The sequence below is a fragment of the Bacillus sp. B.PNR1 genome (assembly GCF_030386235.1).
GTDB classification, from domain to species: Bacteria; Bacillota; Bacilli; order Bacillales; family Bacillaceae; genus Bacillus; species Bacillus stercoris.
In genome coordinates, this window is the sequence record NZ_JANYMN010000002.1 from 841,486 (window position 1) to 861,468 (window position 19,983).

The 19,983-nt window shown below is 45.0% G+C and carries 26 protein-coding genes and 1 riboswitch; of the genes, 20 read left to right on the plus strand and 6 right to left on the minus strand.

The window, feature by feature from the left end; all coding sequences use genetic code 11:
* The first annotated feature begins 38 nt into the window (after positions 1-38).
* Positions 39-866 (plus strand): ABC transporter ATP-binding protein, encoded by an 828-nt coding sequence (locus tag NZD81_RS15570; protein ID WP_079288351.1) that lies wholly within the window; start codon positions 39-41, stop codon positions 864-866.
* A 25-nt stretch (positions 867-891) separates the two neighbouring features.
* A complete protein-coding gene (locus NZD81_RS15575) occupies positions 892-1,179 on the plus strand; it encodes a YusU family protein (protein ID WP_282373447.1) in 288 nt (95 codons plus the stop codon).
* A gap of 19 nt (positions 1,180-1,198) precedes the next feature.
* Here NZD81_RS15575 and NZD81_RS15580 read toward each other — a convergent pair whose 3' ends face one another.
* A complete protein-coding gene (locus NZD81_RS15580; RefSeq protein ID WP_134975136.1) occupies positions 1,199-2,086 on the minus strand; it encodes a LysR family transcriptional regulator in 888 nt (295 codons plus the stop codon).
* Positions 2,087-2,219: 133 nt separating this feature from the next.
* On the opposite strand from NZD81_RS15580, the gene NZD81_RS15585 reads away from it, so the two are divergent.
* On the plus strand, positions 2,220-2,960 hold the full coding sequence (locus NZD81_RS15585; RefSeq protein WP_040081880.1) for an SDR family NAD(P)-dependent oxidoreductase: 741 nt from the start codon (positions 2,220-2,222) through the stop codon (positions 2,958-2,960).
* Positions 2,961-2,978: 18 nt separating this feature from the next.
* Entirely contained in the window at positions 2,979-3,362 is a 384-nt protein-coding gene (locus NZD81_RS15590) for a tautomerase family protein (RefSeq protein WP_103030977.1), read from the plus strand.
* A 36-nt stretch (positions 3,363-3,398) separates the two neighbouring features.
* Here NZD81_RS15590 and mdtP read toward each other — a convergent pair whose 3' ends face one another.
* From mdtP to NZD81_RS15610, 4 genes are all read right to left on the minus strand, one after another.
* On the minus strand, positions 3,399-5,021 hold the full coding sequence (gene mdtP, locus NZD81_RS15595; protein ID WP_282373438.1) for a multidrug efflux MFS transporter MdtP: 1,623 nt from the start codon (positions 5,019-5,021) through the stop codon (positions 3,399-3,401).
* Complete coding sequence (mdtR, locus tag NZD81_RS15600) at positions 5,018-5,488, minus strand: MarR family transcriptional regulator MdtR (RefSeq protein WP_014665318.1); 471 nt, start codon at positions 5,486-5,488, stop codon at positions 5,018-5,020. The genes mdtP and mdtR overlap by 4 nt, the downstream gene beginning before the upstream one ends.
* Before the next feature lie 158 nt (positions 5,489-5,646).
* A complete protein-coding gene (locus NZD81_RS15605) occupies positions 5,647-5,979 on the minus strand; it encodes a spore coat protein (protein ID WP_134975140.1) in 333 nt (110 codons plus the stop codon).
* Positions 5,980-5,991: 12 nt separating this feature from the next.
* Complete coding sequence (locus tag NZD81_RS15610; protein WP_003228567.1) at positions 5,992-6,237, minus strand: hypothetical protein; 246 nt, start codon at positions 6,235-6,237, stop codon at positions 5,992-5,994.
* Between the two features lie 94 nt (positions 6,238-6,331).
* On the opposite strand from NZD81_RS15610, the gene NZD81_RS15615 reads away from it, so the two are divergent.
* Positions 6,332-7,240, plus strand: coding sequence for a proline dehydrogenase family protein (locus tag NZD81_RS15615; RefSeq protein ID WP_134975141.1), 909 nt, complete (start codon positions 6,332-6,334; stop codon positions 7,238-7,240).
* A 24-nt stretch (positions 7,241-7,264) separates the two neighbouring features.
* Here NZD81_RS15615 and NZD81_RS15620 read toward each other — a convergent pair whose 3' ends face one another.
* A complete protein-coding gene (locus NZD81_RS15620) occupies positions 7,265-7,411 on the minus strand; it encodes a YuzL family protein (protein WP_003240817.1) in 147 nt (48 codons plus the stop codon).
* A gap of 174 nt (positions 7,412-7,585) precedes the next feature.
* On the opposite strand from NZD81_RS15620, the gene NZD81_RS15625 reads away from it, so the two are divergent.
* From NZD81_RS15625 to sufC, 15 genes are all read left to right on the plus strand, one after another.
* Positions 7,586-9,955 (plus strand): 3-hydroxyacyl-CoA dehydrogenase/enoyl-CoA hydratase family protein, encoded by a 2,370-nt coding sequence (locus tag NZD81_RS15625; RefSeq protein WP_289860957.1) that lies wholly within the window; start codon positions 7,586-7,588, stop codon positions 9,953-9,955.
* A gap of 10 nt (positions 9,956-9,965) precedes the next feature.
* Entirely contained in the window at positions 9,966-11,141 is a 1,176-nt protein-coding gene (locus NZD81_RS15630) for an acetyl-CoA C-acetyltransferase (protein WP_014665314.1), read from the plus strand.
* Positions 11,142-11,155: 14 nt separating this feature from the next.
* A complete protein-coding gene (gene fadE / locus NZD81_RS15635) occupies positions 11,156-12,940 on the plus strand; it encodes an acyl-CoA dehydrogenase FadE (protein ID WP_148343165.1) in 1,785 nt (594 codons plus the stop codon).
* A 110-nt stretch (positions 12,941-13,050) separates the two neighbouring features.
* Positions 13,051-13,407, plus strand: coding sequence for an arsenate reductase family protein (locus NZD81_RS15640; RefSeq protein WP_003222779.1), 357 nt, complete (start codon positions 13,051-13,053; stop codon positions 13,405-13,407).
* 66 nt (positions 13,408-13,473) lie between these two features.
* Positions 13,474-13,857 carry a glycine cleavage system protein GcvH gene (gcvH, locus tag NZD81_RS15645; protein WP_282373432.1) on the plus strand — a complete coding sequence of 128 codons (384 nt, stop codon included), beginning with the start codon at positions 13,474-13,476 and terminating at the stop codon, positions 13,855-13,857.
* A 55-nt stretch (positions 13,858-13,912) separates the two neighbouring features.
* A complete protein-coding gene (locus tag NZD81_RS15650) occupies positions 13,913-14,149 on the plus strand; it encodes a YusG family protein (protein ID WP_003228581.1) in 237 nt (78 codons plus the stop codon).
* Positions 14,150-14,221: 72 nt separating this feature from the next.
* Positions 14,222-14,584 carry a toprim domain-containing protein gene (locus tag NZD81_RS15655; RefSeq protein ID WP_041521423.1) on the plus strand — a complete coding sequence of 121 codons (363 nt, stop codon included), beginning with the start codon at positions 14,222-14,224 and terminating at the stop codon, positions 14,582-14,584.
* A gap of 1 nt (position 14,585) precedes the next feature.
* Positions 14,586-14,906, plus strand: a complete 321-nt coding sequence (locus NZD81_RS15660; protein ID WP_040081889.1) for a thioredoxin family protein — start codon at positions 14,586-14,588, stop codon at positions 14,904-14,906.
* A 106-nt stretch (positions 14,907-15,012) separates the two neighbouring features.
* Positions 15,013-15,357, plus strand: a complete 345-nt coding sequence (locus NZD81_RS15665) for an SCP2 sterol-binding domain-containing protein (protein WP_014665309.1) — start codon at positions 15,013-15,015, stop codon at positions 15,355-15,357.
* Positions 15,358-15,471: 114 nt separating this feature from the next.
* Positions 15,472-15,578, plus strand: a riboswitch (SAM riboswitch).
* A 105-nt stretch (positions 15,579-15,683) separates the two neighbouring features.
* Positions 15,684-16,709 carry a methionine ABC transporter ATP-binding protein MetN gene (metN, locus tag NZD81_RS15670; protein WP_003242531.1) on the plus strand — a complete coding sequence of 342 codons (1,026 nt, stop codon included), beginning with the start codon at positions 15,684-15,686 and terminating at the stop codon, positions 16,707-16,709.
* A complete protein-coding gene (gene metP, locus NZD81_RS15675; protein ID WP_003228593.1) occupies positions 16,702-17,370 on the plus strand; it encodes a methionine ABC transporter permease MetP in 669 nt (222 codons plus the stop codon). The genes metN and metP overlap by 8 nt, the downstream gene beginning before the upstream one ends.
* A gap of 13 nt (positions 17,371-17,383) precedes the next feature.
* Positions 17,384-18,208, plus strand: a complete 825-nt coding sequence (gene metQ, locus NZD81_RS15680; RefSeq protein WP_014665307.1) for a methionine ABC transporter substrate-binding lipoprotein MetQ — start codon at positions 17,384-17,386, stop codon at positions 18,206-18,208.
* An 84-nt stretch (positions 18,209-18,292) separates the two neighbouring features.
* Positions 18,293-18,670 (plus strand): carboxymuconolactone decarboxylase family protein, encoded by a 378-nt coding sequence (locus NZD81_RS15685; RefSeq protein ID WP_014477920.1) that lies wholly within the window; start codon positions 18,293-18,295, stop codon positions 18,668-18,670.
* 193 nt (positions 18,671-18,863) lie between these two features.
* Positions 18,864-19,001 (plus strand): YuzK family famiily protein, encoded by a 138-nt coding sequence (locus NZD81_RS15690; protein WP_014665305.1) that lies wholly within the window; start codon positions 18,864-18,866, stop codon positions 18,999-19,001.
* Between the two features lie 192 nt (positions 19,002-19,193).
* The gene (sufC, locus tag NZD81_RS15695; protein WP_282373421.1) at positions 19,194-19,979 is read left to right on the plus strand and encodes a Fe-S cluster assembly ATPase SufC; all 786 of its coding nucleotides are present in this window, start codon (positions 19,194-19,196) and stop codon (positions 19,977-19,979) included.
* The last annotated feature ends 4 nt before the right edge of the window (positions 19,980-19,983 follow it).

Sequence of the window (19,983 nt, forward strand, 5' to 3'; positions counted from 1 at the left end):
ACATAGTGCTGCTAAAAAGCCAGCAAAAAGGAGCGGTTATGGGTATGAGTGCAATTTCTACAGAAACGCTGAGCTTAGGATACGGGGATGCCGTTATTATTGATGAGTTGAATTTAACAATTCCCAAAGGTGAAATTACCGTATTTATTGGCAGCAATGGCTGCGGAAAATCGACACTTTTACGTTCATTAGCGCGCCTGATGAAGCCGAGAGGCGGTTCAGTGCTGCTGGAAGGAAGAGCGATTGCCAAGCTTCCGACGAAGGAAGTCGCAAAAGAGCTCGCCATCCTGCCTCAAGGTCCTTCGGCTCCAGAGGGGCTGACGGTGCATCAGCTGGTGAAACAAGGTAGATATCCTTACCAAAACTGGCTGAAGCAGTGGTCAAAAGAGGATGAGGAAGCAGTTGAGAGAGCGCTTAAAGCAACAAAGCTTGAGGACATGGCTGACCGTGCCGTTGATTCTTTGTCTGGCGGGCAGCGCCAGCGGGCTTGGATCGCGATGACGCTTGCCCAGGAAACGGATATTATCCTTCTAGACGAGCCGACGACGTATTTAGACATGACGCATCAAATTGAAATTCTTGATTTGCTGTTTGAGCTGAATGAAAAGGAAGAGCGGACGATTGTTATGGTTCTCCATGACTTAAACCTGGCATGCCGCTATGCGCATCATCTTGTGGCCATAAAAGATAAACAGATTTATGCAGAAGGCCGTCCGGAAGAGGTTATCACTTGTGACCTTGTGCAAAATGTGTTTTCTATGAACTGTCAGGTTACACAGGACCCGCTGTTCGGAACGCCTCTTTGCATTCCTCATGGCAGGGGCAGATGCATTGTCCAGGAAGCGGCTTTCACATCACATGGATAAATAACGCCAGCGAAGGAGCTTTCATTTGAGAAAGCTCCTTGCTGTTTTTTCGAAAGGAAGATGGAAAATGGAACAAAAACTTCAGGAACAGCTGGATGGATTGCTGGAAAAGTATACGGAACTTCTGCTTGGTGAAACAAACGATGAGCTAAAAGAAGAAGTGAAGCAATGGATTTTGTACACGCATATAGCCAAGAGCATGCCTCCGCTCGCTAAGCATTGGAATGCGACATATCCCGACGCAAAGCAGGGCATTAAAGATGTCATTCAGCATATTAAAGAATTAAATGAAGCGCATCGAAACAAACAATAGCCAAAAAGCAGTCTGCTCATCATAGCAGGCTGCTTTTTTGTGATTCATCCGTTTTACCTGGTGCAAAGGAATCCATAAAGGTCCGCAGCGCGCTGCTGATAAATGAATCTTTTCGAACAATAAATTCTGTTTTCATCTGTCTGAGTGTTTCAGGCAGCGGGTACAATTGAATCGATCCTTCTGCCTCATGCTTCTGTACAACCGTTCTCGGCAGCAACGAGATGCCAAGACCTGCTGTAACCCCGCCGATAATTGCTTCAAGCGTACCAAATTCCATAATGACCGGCTGTGTGATACCGACGGAGCGCAGCCATTTTTCAAGTGTTTCTCGATACGAGCAGCCTGTGCTGTATACGAGAATCGGCTTTGTGATGGCTTCCTCAACATCGGACACAGAGGCAGCCGAAACAACTACTGGTTCTTCCTCGAATGCCGGATAGGATTCGAGCTCAGGATGATTGCACTCGCATCCGATAAACGCGCCGTCCAATTCATAACGAAGAACCTTATCAAGGAGAAATTGCGTATGTCCTGTTGTTAAAGACAGCTGGACGTTTGGATGTTCTTCATAATAAGATGCCAGAAGCTTTGGAAGCCTTACCGCGGCAGTTGTCTGAGTGGAGCCGATCATAAGCGGCCCGCTTGGTTCTGCGGAGGATGAGAGCGCTTTAGACGCTTCATCAAGAAGGCCGATAATTTTATTTGCGTAGTCCAGCAGCAGCTTTCCGCTTGCAGAAAGTGTCATGCCCCGATTATGGCGCAAAAACAGCGTCGTACCCAGTTCAGCTTCCAATTGTTGAATTCTGGCCGTGACATTCGATTGCACATAGCCAAGCTGCAGGGCCGCTTTCGTAATGGTCCCTTCACGGGCTACCATTTGAAACACACGTAAATCTCCGCTCTCCATTTTGAACTCCTCCGTTTATTTGATATCATTCTGAATGATATCAAGTATCTTTAACAATCATTATACGTAACATCAAAGCTGGATTACAATGGAATCAGAAATATATTTTAGTCAACAGCAAGGAGTGGCGGCAATGAATGTCTTGAACAAAATAGCTCTCGTAACGGGGGGCGGCACAGGAATCGGAAAAGCAGCCAGTATGGAATTGGCAAAGCGCGGGGCGATTGTTGCGGTGAATTATTCACGTTCTCAATCAGAAGCGGAGGAAACAGTGGAAATGATTCAAAAAGCTGGCGGGCAAGCCTTCGCCATCCAAGCAGATGTATCCAGAAACAGCGAAGTGCAGGATATGATTCAAGCAATCGTGAACACACACAGAACGGTTGATATTTTAGTGAATAATGCCAGCATTACACGGCATATTCCAATGGATGATCTTGAGGCTGCGACAGAAGACATATGGGATGAGCTGTATGCCGTCAATGTGAAAGGGATGTTTTTCTGCGCGCGGGCAGTGGTTCCGTTCATGAAGAAAAGCAAGGCTGGAGCGATCGTAAACGTCGGCAGCATCGCAGGGTTAACCGGTGCGGGCTCATCTATGCCTTACGCAGTATCAAAATCGGCGGTGCACGGTTTAACGAAATCATTGGCCCACGCCTTAGCGCCTGACATCAGAGTGAGCGGTGTAGCACCAGGAGCTGTGGCAACGAGATGGTGGGCTGGCCGGGAAGAAAAAATGAAAAGCATGATCGGCTCTTTGCCGCTGCAGTATATTGCTGAACCAGATGATGTTGCCAAATTGATTTGTTCACTAGTTGAACAGGAATCACTCACAGGCCAAATTATCACAATTGACAGCGGACAGACGCTGTAAAGAGAGGGATGCAGGGAGATGCCATTTGTACAGATTCATTTACGGTCGGGAAGAAGCGAAGCGTGGCTTCAAAAACTGAGCAGGACTATCCACCAATCGATGATTGAAGAAATCAATGTGCCGGAAGATGACTATTTTCAAGTCATCAAGCAATATGAAAAAGGCGAATTTTTCTATGATCCATTTTATCTCCAAGTTGAGCGTACGGATGAACTGATATATATTCATTTTACACTGAAACACTCAAGAACAACTGAACAGAAAAAAGCGCTTTACAGCTCAATCGCAAGCCGGATTCATTCCGAGCTTGGCGTAAGAAAAGAAGATGTGTTTATCATGCTGGCCGGAAATCAGGATGAGGATTGGTCTTTCGGAAATGGAAGGGCCCAGATGATTGAATAAAAAAACCCCGCGGTTTGATACCCGCGGGGTGCTCTATTAATGGGAAGGTGATTCAACGGCTTTTGCCGCTTTCTCTTTCACTTGTTCTCCCGTTTTCTTATTTGATAGTTTGATAGGTTTTAAGAACAATGTAAATACGGCTCCGACTGCGATAAAGATCAGGCCTGTATAAAACACGCTGTGGAGTGAATCCATCAACGATGTTTTTAAAATCGGCACAATATGGGATGAGAAAGCCGCAGGGATTTGTTTGACTGCGTCCGGACTGAACAGTGATTGCAGCAGCCCTTGCGGATTTGTATCAATCATACCCTTTAGCTGGGCGGCAAACGAGCTTGCCTCTGCCGGAAGAGAGTCTAAATACGGCACCAATTTATCTGTTAATAAATTCCCTGATCTCGCATTCATTACGGCTCCCAGCATGGTAATGCCGAATGTGCCGCCGATAGAACGGAAGAATTGGCTGGATGAGGTGACAACGCCAAGCTCCTCTTTCGAAAAGCTTTCCTGTAAAGCCAATGTCAGAATCGGCATAACAAGACCCATTCCAAGGCCAATAATCGCCATATATGATGTAGCGACAAGCTTGCTCGTGTCAAGATCCAATGTCGTTAACAGCAAGAATCCGCCGGCCATAACCAGCATGCCTGTAATGATTTGCGGTTTAATTCCGATTTTGTATACAAGCTGGCCGCCGATAATACTTGTGATAATCATAGAGATCATCATCGGTGTCATAATTGTACCCGATTCAGACGCACTTACACCGACAATTCCTTGCATAAAGAAAGGAACAAACGTAATGGCGCCAAACATACCGATACTCATAAAGAAGCCGATCAAGTTTAGAAAGGTAAATGTTCTGTTTTTAAATAAATACATTGGCAGGATTGGCTCTTTTGCTTTTGATTCTACGATAATAAAGCTGACAATGCCGATCAGTGCGAGAGCGAACAAACCAAGAATCTGCCATGAATCCCATGCGTAATCTTTTCCGCCAAAGCTTAAGGCGAGCAAGAGGCTGACAACACCGACAATCATCGTGAAAATACCAGCGATGTCGAAGTTGATCGGACCAGTCTGCTGTCGCCCCTGTAATCCTCTTGCAATGAAAATAACCGCAATAATTCCGACTGGCAGGTTAATATAGAAAACCCATTTCCAGTTTAACGAGTCTACAATCCAGCCGCCGATTTGCGGCCCAATTACTGAAGCAAGCCCGTAAATCGCGCCAAAGACCCCTTGGAATTTAGCACGCTGTTTTCCTGTGAACAAGTCACCGATAACAATCATCGCCATCGGCATCATGATGCCTCCGCCAATTCCCTGCAGTCCACGGAAGATAATCAATTCTGTCATGTTGTTGGCCATTCCGCATAAAGCAGAAGCGGCCATAAAAATAATCAAACCTGATACATAGACAATGCGGCGTCCCAATAAATCAGCCAGCTTGCCGGCAATTGGAACAATGGTTGTTGATGTTAACAAATATGCAGTTGTCAGCCAGGTCATCATGCTCAAACCGCCCAGATCACCGACAATTTTCGGCATGGCCGTTCCGACAATGGTACCGTCAAGGGCTGAAAAAAACATGGCAATAATTAAGCCTGTTATTAATAACGTCCGTTTGGATTGTTTGCCTTCTTTACTCATTTTCATCCGTTTCCTCTTTTCATGTTTTGCTTTTCATCCGTTTCTGCTGCTGCCTGTGCGAGCTTTGCTGTAATATGCGCCGCCTGAAGCATCTCCTCCTCCGTCAAAAAGGAAAGATAGCGCGCCATAATGGCCTTTCTGCCTGCCAAAATCTCCTCGAACTTTCTGTCTCCTTCGTCAGTAAGACTGAGATCAATCACTCGCCTGTCTTTTGTATTGTGTGTTCTGGCGATAAGATTTTTTTGTTCAAGGCGATCTGCCATTAGCGTCACCGCGCTTGGCTTCACCTCCATACGCTCGGCAATTTCAGAAATTTTGAGGCTGCCGTGTTTCTTTAAGCTGGCCAGCACAAACAGCTGCGCTGGGGTGACACCTTGTTTCTCCATGCTTTCCAGCATTTCAGGCTGTATCTTTTGAAAGAGCGCCTGAAGCGATAATTGGATATCGGACATTAACTGATCCGCACTCTTCATATTCAATTCCCCTCTGTTACATACACTGTATATATATTTTGATGACAAAATAGTTAATGCTTATTAAATATAAATAAGCGTAAATGAAAAGTCAACTGATTTTACACAAAAAAAAGGATAGATGTCCGAAAGAACATCGTATCCTTTTTCTAATATTGTTACTGCTGATAAGGAGACTGCTGCTGAATGGTCTGCTGGAATTTTTGATAGGATTGCTGCAGCTTTTGGGCATCCTCCGCTTCAACAGAATACCATCCATATTGGAACATGAGATCATACAGTTTTCTTTGCGCTTTTTGTGACTCATCAAAAATGGATTGAATATCCTGATAAAGAGACTCGTGGCTGAATTCGTGCAAGGCTGTGCAATAAGCTGTTGTCATGTATTTTTCGGTTGTCAGCAGTTCGTTGACGAAATCTCTGTCATTCATTTCCGATGTTGTCCGTACAGGTGTCTGAGGGTTGCTGATTTTTTGATTTTGTTGATTCATTCTGACGCCTCCTTATTGAATGTAGCCGGACTGCTGCTGCCCTGGCTGCAGGTGCTTTAATATTCTTTGATAGTGATCATGATGCATGTGTCCGACGCGATCGAGTTCTTGCTTTAACGTTTGATCCTGGCACTGCTGCGCCATGAAATGAGCTTTTTTCATCGCGAGCAAATTCCAGTTCAGCATGTCATTGAGATACAAATGATCCTTTGTTGAAATAACGGAAGGCGGCATTTGAGATTGCTGCTGATTGTCCATTGTGATCCTCCTTTGATTTCAGTTCATTTTATAGTTTCCTTCAGACTGGGAGTTGTATACAGGTGTTTTGAAGATGATGGCGGGAGGGAGTCGGATGTTGAGACATGTGTTTTTATTTTTATCTCAAAATAAAACGCTTACCAAGTTCGCAAAAGCATATGGAAAGAGGCTTGGAGCACGAAGATTTGTCGCAGGGGATACGATTGAATCGGCAGTTAAGACCGTCAAAAGGCTAAACAGATCCGGTTTGTGTGCAACAATTGATTATTTAGGCGAGTATGCAGCTTCGGAAAAAGAAGCGAACCAGGTCGCAGAGGAATGCAAGAAAGCCATTCAAGCCATTGCCGAACATCAATTGGAGTCGGAGCTTTCACTTAAACTGACCTCAATCGGGCTCGATCTTTCAGAAGAACTTGCTCTTACTCATTTGCGCGCCATTCTTTCCGTTGCGAAGCAATATAATGTTGCTGTGACCATTGATATGGAAGACTATTCTCATTATGAACAGACACTTTTTATTTACAGGCAATGCAAACAGGAATTTGAGAAGCTTGGCACGGTCATTCAGGCGTATCTGTACAGAGCGGCAGAAGATATTAGAAAGATGCGTGACGTAAAGCCGAATCTCAGACTTGTGAAAGGCGCTTATAAAGAATCTGCGGCTGTAGCGTTTCCTGACAAAAAAGGAACAGACCTACATTTTCAGAGCTTAATAAAGCTGCAGCTATTAAGCGGGAACTACACGGCTGTCGCCACACATGACGATGACATTATTGCATATACGAAAAAGCTCGTCGACGAACATCAAATCCCCGCATCGCAATTTGAGTTTCAAATGCTATACGGCATCAGGCCAGAGCGTCAGAAGGAACTCGCGAAAGAAGGCTACAGAATGCGTGTGTATGTCCCATATGGAACAGACTGGTTCAGCTACTTTATGAGAAGAATTGCCGAACGGCCCGCCAATGCAGCATTTGTATTAAAAGGAATTCTGAAAAAGTGAAAGCAGCCGCGGGAAGCAGCTGCACTATGATTGTTCCATGTTATGTTTTTTATACTGCTGGTTTTGACTTGTCCGTTTTCCGCCGCCGTAATGCTGAGTCGGACCGGCATCTCCCTTTACGCTCGCCGCGCTGACTGCCGCAGAAGACGGATTTTTTTTCTCTCGCACCATTCCCTTCACCTCCGGGCTTAAGTTACCCGTCTTTTATAGGCTTCATACAAAAAAATAACAAATTAGCTATTGAAGTCGAACCGGAAATCTTTTAAGATGAAAGAAGAAACGGGTTTCATTTTTTTTAGTCAAAAAATGAATGACTATTCATTCAATGTTCAAGGGGGATATCTCATGCACAAACACATTCGGAAGGCAGCCGTTTTAGGATCGGGGGTAATGGGTTCCGGGATTGCGGCGCATTTGGCTAACATTGGAATTCCTGTCCTGCTGCTAGATATTGTGCCGAACGATTTGACAAAGGAAGAGGAAAAAAAGGGGCTGACGAAGGACAGTCCGGAGGTGCGCAGCAGGCTTAGCCGGCAGGCGGTGAAAAAACTGCTGAAACAAAAGCCCGCTCCCCTCACATCAGCGAAAAACACCTCCTATATTACACCGGGCAATCTGGAGGATGATGCAGAAAAACTGAAAGAAGCAGATTGGATTATTGAGGTCGTTGTCGAAAACCTTGAAGTCAAAAAGAAAATTTTCGCTCTTGTGGATGAACATCGAAAGACTGGAAGCATCGTCTCAAGCAACACATCCGGCATATCAGTGCAGGAAATGGCTGAAGGCCGATCGGATGATTTTAAAGCCCATTTTCTTGGAACGCATTTTTTTAATCCCGCACGCTATTTAAAGCTGCTGGAGATCATTCCGATTAATGAAACGGATCCAGATATTTTAAAGTTTATGACAGCTTTCGGAGAAAATGTCCTCGGTAAAGGTGTTGTTACAGCAAAGGACACACCGAACTTTATCGCAAACCGCATCGGAACATACGGGCTTCTCGTGACAGTCCAAGAAATGCTGAAAGGCGGCTATCAGGTCGGGGAGGTTGATTCGATCACAGGTCCGCTGATCGGCAGGCCGAAAAGCGCCACCTTCAGAACGCTTGATGTTGTCGGCCTCGATACATTCGCCCACGTTGCCCGAAATGTGTATGACAAAGCCGATAGCGATGAGAAAGAAGTGTTTCGCCTTCCAAGCTTCATAAACGATATGCTGGAAAAAGGGTGGATCGGAAGTAAGGCCGGCCAAGGCTTTTATAAAAAAGAAGGAAAAATTATTTATGAGCTTGACCCAGTGACGCTTACTTATGGCGAGCGGACAAAAATGAAAACACCGGCACTTGAAGCGGCAAAACAGGCAAAAGGGACAAAGTCCAAAATGAAAGCGCTTATTTATTCGGATGACAGGGCCGGCCGATTGCTGTGGAATATCACTTCTCAAACCCTGCTTTACTCAGCCGAGCTGCTCGGTGAGATTGCCGATGATATTCATGCGATTGACCAAGCCATGAAGTGGGGATTCGGCTGGGAGCTGGGGCCTTTTGAAATGTGGGACGCCATCGGCTTCAGGCAGTCAGCGGAAAAGCTTGAGCAGCTTGGAGCAGATATGCCTGGCTGGATAAAAGAGATGTTGGACAAAGGAAATGAAACCTTCTACATCAAAGAGAACGGAACGGTATTTTATTATGACCGCGGCGAATACAGAGCCGTGAAAGAAAACAAAAAACGAATTCATTTACAAGCACTTAAAGAAACAAAAGGCGTGATTGCGAAAAACAGCGGAGCAAGCTTAATTGACCTTGGAGATGATGTGGCCCTTCTTGAATTTCATTCGAAAAGCAATGCGATCGGCCTCGATATCATTCAAATGATCCACAAAGGATTAGAGGAAACAGAACGGAATTACAAGGGCCTTGTCATCGGCAACCAAGGGAAAAATTTCTGCGTCGGCGCAAATCTCGCCATGATCTTAATGGAAGTCCAAGATGACAACTTTTTGGAAGTTGATTTTGTGATACGCCGTTTTCAGGAGACGATGATGAAGATCAAATACAGTGCGAAACCGGTCGTCGCCGCGCCATTTGGCATGACGCTCGGCGGAGGAACGGAAGTATGCCTGCCTGCGGCTCGCACTCAAGCGGCAAGCGAAGCCTATATGGGACTTGTAGAATCCGGTGTCGGCCTCATCCCTGGCGGAGGGGGAAACAAAGAGCTGTACATCAATCATCTTCGCCGCGGCCATGATCCGATGAATGCGGCAATGAAAACATTTGAAACAATTGCGATGGCGAAGGTTTCCGCTTCCGCCCAAGAGGCTCGTGAGATGAACATTTTAAAAGAAACGGACCACATCAGCGTGAATCAAGACCACCTGCTGTATGATGCGAAGCAGCTGGCCGCATCCTTATACGATACCGGCTGGCGACCTCCTGTAAAAGAAAAGGTCAAGGTGCCGGGAGAAACCGGTTATGCAGCACTCTTGCTTGGCGCTGAGCAGATGAAACTGTCTGGCTATATATCTGAGCATGATTTCAAGATTGCGAAAAAACTCGCTTATGTAATTGCGGGCGGAAAAGTGCCGTTCGGTACAGAGGTTGATGAAGAGTATTTATTGGAGATCGAAAGAGAAGCGTTTTTGAGTTTAGCGGGAGAGGCAAAATCTCAAGCGAGAATGCAGCATATGCTTGTGAAAGGTAAACCTTTACGGAATTAGGAGGGAGCTTATGAAAGAGGCAGTCATTGTATCAGGTGCAAGAACACCGGTTGGGAAAGCAAAAAAAGGATCGTTGGCCACCGTTCGCCCGGATGATTTGGGAGCGATTTGCGTAAAAGAAACGCTGAAACGGGCAGGCGGCTACGAAGGCAATATTGATGACTTGATTATCGGCTGTGCAACACCTGAAGCGGAACAGGGGCTTAATATGGCGAGAAATATCGGGGCGCTCGCGGGATTGCCATACACGGTTCCGGCGATTACAGTCAACCGGTATTGCTCATCCGGCCTTCAGTCTATTGCATATGCGGCAGAAAAAATTATGCTCGGCGCCTACGATACAGCGATTGCTGGCGGAGCAGAATCCATGTCACAGGTGCCGATGATGGGGCATGTCACCCGGCCGAACCTTGCTTTGGCAGAACAGGCACCGGAATATTATATGAGCATGGGCCATACAGCCGAGCAGGTTGCGAGAAAATACGGCGTCTCCCGTGAGGATCAAGATGCGTTTGCCGTTCGCAGCCATCAAAACGCCGCTAAAGCCCTTGCAGAAGGGAAATTTAAAGATGAGATTGTACCTGTCGAAGTGACGGTGACAGAAATCGGAGAAAACCATAAGCCGCAGGAAAAACAATTCGTGTTTTCTCAGGATGAAGGTGTTCGCCCGCAAACGACTGCAGACATCTTAGCGACATTGCGCCCGGCTTTTTCCGTTGACGGAACGGTGACCGCGGGCAACTCCTCGCAGACGAGTGACGGAGCGGCGGCTGTCATGCTGATGGACCGGGAAAAAGCCGATGCTCTTGGCCTGGCCCCGCTTGTGAAATTCCGCTCCTTTGCAGTAGGCGGCGTGCCGCCGGAAGTCATGGGAATCGGGCCGGTGGAAGCGATTCCGCGCGCTTTGAAGCTTGCCGGCCTTCAGCTGCAGGACATCGGCTTGTTTGAATTGAACGAAGCTTTTGCCTCACAGGCCATTCAAGTGATCAGAGAATTGGGAATTGATGAAGAAAAAGTGAATGTCAACGGGGGCGCAATCGCGCTTGGGCACCCGCTTGGCTGTACGGGCACAAAGCTTACACTCTCACTCATCCATGAAATGAAACGGAGAAACGAGCAATTTGGAGTCGTGACCATGTGTATCGGCGGCGGGATGGGAGCGGCCGGTGTATTTGAATTATGCTAAAGGGGGAAAAACAAATGGCAAAAAAAACGGCTGACGTACTAAAAGGCGGCGGATTTTTAATCGAGGATGTCACATACGATCAAATGTATACACCGGAGGATTTCACTGACGAGCATAAAATGATTGCGAAAACAACAGAGGATTATATCGAGCAAGATGTTCTCCCTCATATAGATGACATTGAAAACCATCAATTTGAGCATTCTATCAGACTGTTGAAGAAAGCGGGCGAACTAGGGCTGCTTGGCGCCGATGTGCCGGAAGAATACGGCGGGCTCGGCCTAGATAAGATCAGTTCGGCGCTCATCACTGAGAAATTTTCGCGTGCGGGAAGTTTTTCTCTTTCCTATGGCGCGCATGTCGGCATCGGTTCCTTGCCGATCGTCTTTTTCGGATCAGAAGAACAAAAGAAAAAATATTTGCCTGGCCTCGCTTCAGGCGAAAAGATCGCGGCTTATGCTCTGACTGAGCCTGGCTCTGGGTCTGATGCACTTGGAGCAAAAACAACAGCCGTGCTGAACGAAGCAGGAACGCATTATGTATTAACCGGGGAAAAACAGTGGATTACCAACTCTGCTTTTGCCGATGTTTTTGTGGTTTACGCTAAAGTGGATGGCGACAAGTTTTCAGCCTTTATTGTAGAAAAAGAGTTCCCGGGTGTCTCCACGGGACCGGAAGAAAAGAAAATGGGGATCAAAGGATCATCGACGAGGACCCTCATTTTGGATCAAGCTGAAGTGCCGAAGGAAAACCTGCTCGGAGAAATCGGCAAAGGGCATGTCATCGCCTTTAATATATTAAACATTGGCCGCTACAAACTGGCGGTTGGCACAATCGGCGCATCTAAACGGGTCATCGAGCTGTCTGCGGCATACGCAAATCAGCGCCGCCAATTTAAAACACCGATTGCAGGCTTTTCATTGACACAGGAAAAAATCGGGACAATGGCCTCAAGGCTGTATGCGATGGAAAGCTCTGTATACAGAACCGTCGGACTGTTTGAAGACAATATGAGCCAGTTCACGGCCGAAGACCTCAAGGACGGCCGGCAAATCGCCAAGTCAATTGCGGAATACGCCATCGAATGCTCTCTGAATAAGGTGTTTGGCTCTGAAACGCTTGATTATATTGTTGATGAAGGCGTTCAGATTCATGGAGGCTACGGCTTTATGCAGGAGTACGAAGTAGAAAGAGCGTATAGGGATTCAAGGATCAATCGAATTTTTGAAGGCACAAACGAAATCAACCGATTAATCGTGCCAAGCACTTTCCTGAAAAAAGCGCTAAAAGGCGAGCTGCCTCTATTTGAAAAAGCGCAGTCGCTGCAGGAAGAACTCATGATGCTTATGCCTGAAGAGCCTGGAAGCGGCGTTTTAGAGCAGGAGAAATATATTGTCAAGCAAGCGAAAAAAATTGCGTTGTTTGCCGCCGGCCTAGCTGCGCAAAAATACGGAAAAGCCATCGATCATGAGCAAGAAATTCTCGTGAACGTCGCGGATATCGTCAGCAATGTATACGCAATGGAATCGGCCGTGCTCAGAACGGAAAAGGCCATTGCAGCACAAGGCGCTGAAAAAGCAGCGCAAAAGCTGCTGTACACAGAAATTTTCGTTCAAGAAGCCTTTAACGAAATTGAAGCGCATGCGAAGGAATCCCTTATCGCAATGGAAGAAGGAGACTCACTCCGCATGATGCTTTCCGCTCTGCGCAAGCTGACACGCGTAACGCCTAAAAACGTGATTCAGAAAAAACGCGAGGCGGCGGCAGGCATTTTTGAGGCTGAGAAATATATTGTCTGATTGGCCATGAGCTCCGCATGCGCGGAGCTCTTTTTTAAGAAGCACTGTTTTAGGTTTTTAAAACAAACTGTGTTAAAATAACCTCGATTATTTTATTGAGGGGGAAGAAGATGTCGTTAACTTTTTACTGGTACCCTAAATGCGGAACGTGCCGCAAAGCAAAGAAGTGGCTTGAAGAGCATGGGAAAGAAATAAACGAAATACATATTGCTGAGCAGCCGCCAAGCAAAGAAGAATTAAAAGCGCTTTATGAAAAAAGCGGGCTGGATCTCAAGAAATTTTTCAACACGAGCGGCATGAAATACCGCGAGCTCAATCTCAAGGAAAAGCTGTATCACATGTCAGAGGACGAACAGCTCGAACTGCTGGCTTCAGACGGAATGCTGATCAAACGCCCGCTTACAACAGACGGCGAAAAAGTGACTGTCGGATTTAAAGAAGACCAATTTGAAGAAAACTGGGCTTAATGTAAATTTTTTTTGAAAAGTGTGGTATCTTCTTATTGTAGTGCTGTAAAAAATGGAGGGATTCAATTGAGCATACCAAAAGATTTGCGTTACTCAGGAGAACACGAATGGGTAAAAGTTGAAGGAGAAAAAGCCAGAATCGGAATTACGCATTTTGCCCAGTCCGAGCTAGGCGACATCGTGTTTGTCGAACTTCCTGAAGTGGGCGCTGAAATCAAAGCGGACGAGCCATTCGGCAGTGTTGAATCCGTTAAAACGGTATCTGAGCTTTATGCGCCGATTAACGGAACTGTTGTGGAAGTAAACGAAGGTCTTGATGACAGTCCGGAATTCGTCAACGAATCTCCGTACGAAAAAGCATGGATGATCGTCGTTGAGCCGACTGACGCTTCTGAAATTGAAAAACTGATGACAGCAGAGCAATACGAAGAGATGACACAAGAAGACTAAAACAGGATAGCCGTAAAAGCAATTGGACACGCTAACGTTATGGGAGGTGTCCAATATGGCTTTCGACAAACAAAAGCTCGATGTCACCAACGACGTGACAGGCCGCTTTCAAAATGGCCGGCTCTCGTTATATCATGATAATGAGATGATCGGCCAAATGACAAGCATGAATGAATATGAGCTTAAGTCCGGTTATTCCTTTGAAAATGAGAAGTTTTATAAGACAGCCGATGTGGTCTCTGGTGACGACGCAAAATATGTAGATTGTGACTACGAAAACGGCTGGTGTTAAATGTTGGCGGTGAATTTCACTGCCTTCTTTTACAATCTGAACGTTTCAAATTTGACGCGGCAGGTGAAGAAGATGGATGAGCTGGAAAAGGTTATGATTGTCGAGGGGAAATCAGATAAAGAGAAAATCGAAAGCGTCCTGAATGAACCGGTGCGCATTATCTGCACAAACGGAACAATCAGCCAGCTGAAGCTTGAGGAATTGGCTGACGAGCTTTATGATAAAGACGTCTATATATTAGTTGATGCTGATGAATCAGGCGAGAAATTGAGAAAACAGCTGAAGCGTGAATTTAATGAAGCCTGCCATCTCCATATCGACAGAGCCTATAAGGAAGTAGCGGCTGCGCCCAGGCACCATGTCGCCTCTGTCTTGCTGCGTGCGAATCTGAATGTCCATACTATTTTTCTTGAAAGAAAGTCCCGAGGTGTATAGCATGAAAGAACTCCAAGAACACGAACTTGATCACATTGAAGATGATGTGTACCTTCTATATTTATATACTCCGTTTTGCGGCACCTGCCAGCTTGCAAGCAAAATGCTGACAGTGGTGAAAGAAATGCTGCCTGATGTCGCCTTCTATCAAAACAATGTCAATTACTCTCCGACATTTGCAAAAGCATATCAAATTGAAAGTGTCCCTTGTTTTCTGCTGTTTAAAGGCGGAAAGGTGGTCGAAAGAGGATATGCGTTTCATTCCGTTTCTTATTTATATGAGCTGATCAAACAAAAATCATCTTCCGCATCCCAATTATGACATATTTCTCAGCATATCCAACGAAATTGTCGTTCGTTTTATAAAGGGGTTCTTGCGACAGAGAGAGAAATGTGTATGTATGACCAACAAATAGGAGGTTGTACATATGGAGAAAGCGGAAGTTTTAGAAGATGAGTATCAGCATCTGTTTTTAAAACCCCTTTTGAATGCCTCAACATTGCTCATTACCTTTCAAGGAGAAGCAGAAGCCTTAACCGTCTCAATAAACGAACAGGGAGAAATGAAAAAAGTTTCTCCGCCCCAAACGTCCAACCTGACCTTTTACGGAAACCAAACGGAAATTATTGATTTATTGCACGGAGACATTTCCCTTCAGCACCTGATTCAGAGCGGAAGCCTCAAAGTAAAGGGGTCATTCAGGGCCCTGTTAAAGCTAGAAGCCATTCTCTGGCTGACAAATGGATTTTTTCAGAGGATTTCAAAGAATTGAAAAATAATAAATTATTATAATAGTAAAAGTTGTCATCATTTATTTTATTGACATTTAATCATTCGCCGTGCTATTCTACATTAAGAATTTCCGGACGAAAAAGACTATATATTTCTCTTATCAAGAGAGGTGGAGGGAAGTGCCCTATGAAGCCCGGCAACCATCAACGCTGTTGAAATGGTGCCAATTCACACGAAGCGTTCAGCTTTGAAAGATGAGAGAAAGGCATTTTATATAAGCCTTTCTGCTCAAGTGTGCAGAAAGGCTTTTCTTTTGCAGAAAAAACCGGAAGATTTCTTAGAATAGTGTTAAGGCAGGTGATTGCTTTGATCAATCTTCAGGATGTTTCAAAAGTTTACAAGTCGAAACATGGAGATGTCAATGCTGTCCAAAATGTCTCGCTTTCCATTAAAAAAGGTGAGATTTTTGGAATTATAGGATATAGCGGAGCTGGTAAGAGTTCCTTAATCCGTCTGCTGAACGGCCTTGAGAAACCAACCTCAGGAACCGTGGAAGTGGCGGGAACAAAGATTAATGAAGTAAATGGACGCGGTTTAAGAAAAGCACGCCATGAGATCAGTATGATTTTCCAGCATTTCAATTTGCTTTGGTCGCGGACTGTCAGAGATAATATCATGTTTCCTTTAGAAATTGCCGGGGTGAAAAAGAGCGAGCGGATCAAGCGCGCCAATGAACTGATTAAACTGGTAGGTTTAGAAGGAAAAGAAAAATCATATCCGTCCCAGCTGAGCGGCGGTCAGAAGCAGCGTGTCGGAATTGCCAGAGCGCTTGCAAACAATCCGAAGGTTCTCCTTTGTGACGAAGCGACATCAGCATTAGATCCGCAAACGACAGATTCAATTCTGGATCTATTGTCCGATATTAATGAAAGACTCGGTTTGACGATTGTGCTGATTACGCACGAAATGCATGTCATCCGCAAAATCTGCAACAGAGTCGCCGTCATGGAAAACGGTAAGGTGGTCGAAGAAGGCGAGGTTCTCGACGTCTTCAAAAATCCAAAGGAACAAATGACAAAACGATTTGTTCAACAGGTGACAGAGCCAGAAGAAACGAAAGAAACGCTTCAGCACCTTCTTGATGATACAGCATCAGGAAAAATGGTTCAGCTCACATTTGTCGGTGAGTCAGCTGAACAGCCTCTGATTACAGAGATGATCAGAAACTTCAATGTCAGCGTCAATATTCTGCAAGGGAAAATTTCGCAGACGAAGGATGGAGCTTACGGTTCACTGTTCATCCACATTGACGGAGACGAGGAAGAAGTGCAAAACGTGATCCGGTTCATTAATGACAAACAGGTGAAAGCAGAGGTGATCACGAATGTTTGAAAAATACTTCCCGAACGTCGATTTAACTGAATTATGGAACGCGACATATGAAACACTTTATATGACGCTGATTTCTTTACTGTTTGCTTTTGTCATCGGGGTCATCCTCGGCTTGCTGCTCTTTCTGACGAGCAAAGGAAGCCTCTGGCAGAATAAAGCGGTCAACTCTGTGATTGCTGCCGTTGTTAACATATTCAGATCGATTCCGTTCCTTATTTTAATTATTTTACTATTAGGGTTTACGAAGTTTTTAGTCGGCACGATCTTAGGGCCAAACGCCGCATTGCCGGCGCTGGTCATCGGCTCGGCACCGTTTTACGCGCGCCTTGTTGAAATCGCGCTGCGTGAGGTGGATAAAGGTGTGATTGAAGCCGCTAAATCAATGGGCGCGAAAACGTCTACGATCATTTTCAAAGTGCTGATTCCGGAATCAATGCCGGCTCTTATTTCTGGCATTACGGTTACAGCCATCGCTTTGATCGGCTCAACGGCAATTGCCGGAGCCATTGGTTCAGGAGGCCTTGGAAACCTTGCGTACGTAGAAGGATATCAGTCTAATAACGCTGATGTTACCTTCGTTGCTACTGTGTTTATTTTAATCATCGTATTTATTATTCAAATCATCGGTGATTTAATAACAAATATTATAGACAAACGATAAGGGAGGATTTACATTGAAAAAGCTATTTTTAGGTGCATTACTGCTTGTATTTGCAGGAGTTATGGCTGCCTGCGGTTCGAATAACGGCGCTGAATCCGGCAAGAAAGAAATTGTCGTTGCGGCAACGAAAACACCGCATGCGGAAATTTTAAAAGAAGCTGAACCATTGCTGAAAGAAAAAGGCTATACGCTGAAAGTGAAAGTGCTTAGTGATTACAAAATGTACAATAAAGCTTTAGCTGATAAAGAAGTGGACGCGAACTACTTCCAGCACATTCCTTACCTTGAGCAAGAAATGAAAGAAAACACAGATTACAAACTTGTGAATGCCGGCGCTGTTCACTTAGAGCCATTTGGTATTTACTCTAAAACATACAAATCACTGAAAGACCTTCCAGACGGTGCGACAATCATCCTGACAAACAACGTTGCTGAACAAGGCCGTATGCTTGCAATGCTTGAAAACGCTGGATTAATCACTCTTGATTCTAAAGTGGAAACCGTTGACGCAACATTGAAAGACATTAAGAAAAACCCGAAAAACCTTGAATTCAAAAAAGTAGCGCCTGAATTAACGGCAAAAGCATATGAAAACAAAGAAGGAGACGCGGTCTTCATCAATGTAAACTATGCGATCCAAAATAAATTAAATCCTAAAAAAGATGCAATTGAAGTAGAATCAACGAAAAACAACCCATATGCTAACATCGTCGCAGTGAGAAAAGGCGAAGAAGATTCTGCAAAAATCAAAGCGCTGATGGAAGTTCTTCACTCTAAAAAGATCAAAGACTTCATCGAGAAAAAATACGACGGAGCTGTGCTTCCTGTATCTGAATAAGTCTGAAACCCCCGGATGAGAAATCCGGGGTTTTTTCGCGTATTTTCCTAAAAGCTGCTCATAATAAAAAGGAATGTTAAACAGATGGAGGGATTTTCTTTGAATCAAGACAGAGGAAGCATGCAGGACGCGCTAAAACAATATAAACATGGTTTAGGCACATTTGAACAAAAGATGCCGCTGATGGGAAGGAAATTTAACGAGTTTACTGAACAGTGCTTTGCCGGGAATTCTCTGACTGAAAGAGAAAAACAGCTGATCGCCCTCGGAATCGCCATCAATGCTCAGGACGAATATTGCATGATCTATCATACAAAAGGCTGTCTTGATCAGGGAGCGACAGAAGAAAACATTCTCGAAGCCGTCAGTGTGGCAGCGGCATTTGGAGGCGGCGCGGCCTTCAGTCAAGGCGTGACAGTTGTCCAGCAGTGCATTGAGGAATTCGGAAACACCACGCATTAAGAGAAGGAATATTTCGAAAAACCATTCTCATTTGTTCTGAATGGATGCTTTCGTCTCATCTGCCGCTATTTCAAGCCATATCCTTTTTGCGGCATCAAACGCAGCACTGATACAATAGAAAGCAAATATATGAAGGGATTGATTCATTATTTGCAGCAGCCAGGACAGACTGAACCTCGATTATACGTCAGAAATGGAAAAAGCGATGCAGCTGTCACACGGAATTGGATACGAGGAATACGGACGCCGGCTGGAAACAAGAATGAAAGTAGAGCGGCAGAGAGAGCTTGATTATCAAAAAAGCAAGCGTATTTCTGCAGGAGCTTATTGAGAAAATCAATCTTTTAAAAAAGGGTGGGAATCCACTCTTTTTCTTTTTCAATCGCTTTAATAAAGTGCTGATCTTTGTTAAACTTGAGGAATGTGCGAGGCACGATAAAAAGTTGTATTTACTTTTCATTTGTTATAAAATTAGAATGAGAATAAAATGAGAATAATGATTATATATTTTGGAGGTATAGATATGGCTGCTTCAACATTAACGATCAAAGATCTTCACGTTGAAATCGAAGGGAAAGAGATCTTAAAGGGTGTAAACCTTGAAATAAAAGGTGGAGAATTCCACGCAGTAATGGGCCCGAACGGAACTGGTAAATCCACTTTATCAGCTGCTATTATGGGGCATCCTAAATATGAAGTAACAAAAGGCAGCATCACGCTTGACGGCAAAGATGTACTGGAGATGGAAGTGGACGAGCGTGCGCAGGCAGGCTTATTCCTTGCGATGCAGTACCCAAGTGAAATCAGCGGTGTGACAAATGCCGACTTCCTTCGCTCAGCAATCAACGCGCGCAGAGAAGAAGGCGATGAAATTTCTCTTATGAAATTCATCCGCAAAATGGACGAAAACATGGAGTTCCTTGAAATGGACCCTGAAATGGCTCAGCGCTATCTTAACGAAGGCTTCTCAGGCGGGGAGAAAAAACGCAACGAAATTCTTCAATTAATGATGATTGAACCGAAAATCGCCATCCTTGATGAAATTGACTCAGGTCTTGATATTGACGCTTTGAAAGTTGTATCTAAAGGGATCAACAGAATGCGCAGCGAAAACTTCGGCTGCCTGATGATCACTCACTATCAGCGCCTGTTAAACTACATCACTCCGGATGTTGTTCACGTTATGATGCAAGGCCGCGTTGTCAAATCCGGCGGTGCAGAGCTTGCACAGCGTCTTGAAGCAGAAGGTTATGACTGGATCAAAAAAGAACTTGGCATTGAAGACGAAACTGTTGGCCAAGAAGCGTAAGCGT

What these genes read in the sequence shown, in the direction of transcription:
- NZD81_RS15585 (WP_040081880.1), top strand. Translation starts at nt 2,220, where the DNA reads ATGAATGTCTTGAACAAAATAGCTCTCGTAACGGGGGGCGGCACAGGA.
- sufC (WP_282373421.1), top strand. Translation starts at nt 19,194, where the DNA reads ATGGCTGCTTCAACATTAACGATCAAAGATCTTCACGTTGAAATCGAA.
- NZD81_RS15620 (WP_003240817.1), bottom strand. Translation starts at nt 7,411, where the DNA reads ATGGTGCGAGAGAAAAAAAATCCGTCTTCTGCGGCAGTCAGCGCGGCG.
- fadE (WP_148343165.1), top strand. Translation starts at nt 11,156, where the DNA reads ATGGCAAAAAAAACGGCTGACGTACTAAAAGGCGGCGGATTTTTAATC.
- NZD81_RS15630 (WP_014665314.1), top strand. Translation starts at nt 9,966, where the DNA reads ATGAAAGAGGCAGTCATTGTATCAGGTGCAAGAACACCGGTTGGGAAA.
- NZD81_RS15625 (WP_289860957.1), top strand. Translation starts at nt 7,586, where the DNA reads ATGCACAAACACATTCGGAAGGCAGCCGTTTTAGGATCGGGGGTAATG.
- NZD81_RS15610 (WP_003228567.1), bottom strand. Translation starts at nt 6,237, where the DNA reads ATGGACAATCAGCAGCAATCTCAAATGCCGCCTTCCGTTATTTCAACA.
- NZD81_RS15615 (WP_134975141.1), top strand. Translation starts at nt 6,332, where the DNA reads ATGTTGAGACATGTGTTTTTATTTTTATCTCAAAATAAAACGCTTACC.
- NZD81_RS15665 (WP_014665309.1), top strand. Translation starts at nt 15,013, where the DNA reads ATGGAGAAAGCGGAAGTTTTAGAAGATGAGTATCAGCATCTGTTTTTA.
- NZD81_RS15570 (WP_079288351.1), top strand. Translation starts at nt 39, where the DNA reads ATGGGTATGAGTGCAATTTCTACAGAAACGCTGAGCTTAGGATACGGG.
- NZD81_RS15685 (WP_014477920.1), top strand. Translation starts at nt 18,293, where the DNA reads ATGGAGGGATTTTCTTTGAATCAAGACAGAGGAAGCATGCAGGACGCG.
- NZD81_RS15655 (WP_041521423.1), top strand. Translation starts at nt 14,222, where the DNA reads ATGGATGAGCTGGAAAAGGTTATGATTGTCGAGGGGAAATCAGATAAA.
- NZD81_RS15580 (WP_134975136.1), bottom strand. Translation starts at nt 2,086, where the DNA reads ATGGAGAGCGGAGATTTACGTGTGTTTCAAATGGTAGCCCGTGAAGGG.
- NZD81_RS15640 (WP_003222779.1), top strand. Translation starts at nt 13,051, where the DNA reads ATGTCGTTAACTTTTTACTGGTACCCTAAATGCGGAACGTGCCGCAAA.
- NZD81_RS15660 (WP_040081889.1), top strand. Translation starts at nt 14,586, where the DNA reads ATGAAAGAACTCCAAGAACACGAACTTGATCACATTGAAGATGATGTG.
- NZD81_RS15690 (WP_014665305.1), top strand. Translation starts at nt 18,864, where the DNA reads ATGGAAAAAGCGATGCAGCTGTCACACGGAATTGGATACGAGGAATAC.
- mdtP (WP_282373438.1), bottom strand. Translation starts at nt 5,021, where the DNA reads ATGAAAATGAGTAAAGAAGGCAAACAATCCAAACGGACGTTATTAATA.
- metP (WP_003228593.1), top strand. Translation starts at nt 16,702, where the DNA reads ATGTTTGAAAAATACTTCCCGAACGTCGATTTAACTGAATTATGGAAC.
- mdtR (WP_014665318.1), bottom strand. Translation starts at nt 5,488, where the DNA reads ATGAAGAGTGCGGATCAGTTAATGTCCGATATCCAATTATCGCTTCAG.
- NZD81_RS15650 (WP_003228581.1), top strand. Translation starts at nt 13,913, where the DNA reads ATGGCTTTCGACAAACAAAAGCTCGATGTCACCAACGACGTGACAGGC.
- NZD81_RS15590 (WP_103030977.1), top strand. Translation starts at nt 2,979, where the DNA reads ATGCCATTTGTACAGATTCATTTACGGTCGGGAAGAAGCGAAGCGTGG.
- NZD81_RS15605 (WP_134975140.1), bottom strand. Translation starts at nt 5,979, where the DNA reads ATGAATCAACAAAATCAAAAAATCAGCAACCCTCAGACACCTGTACGG.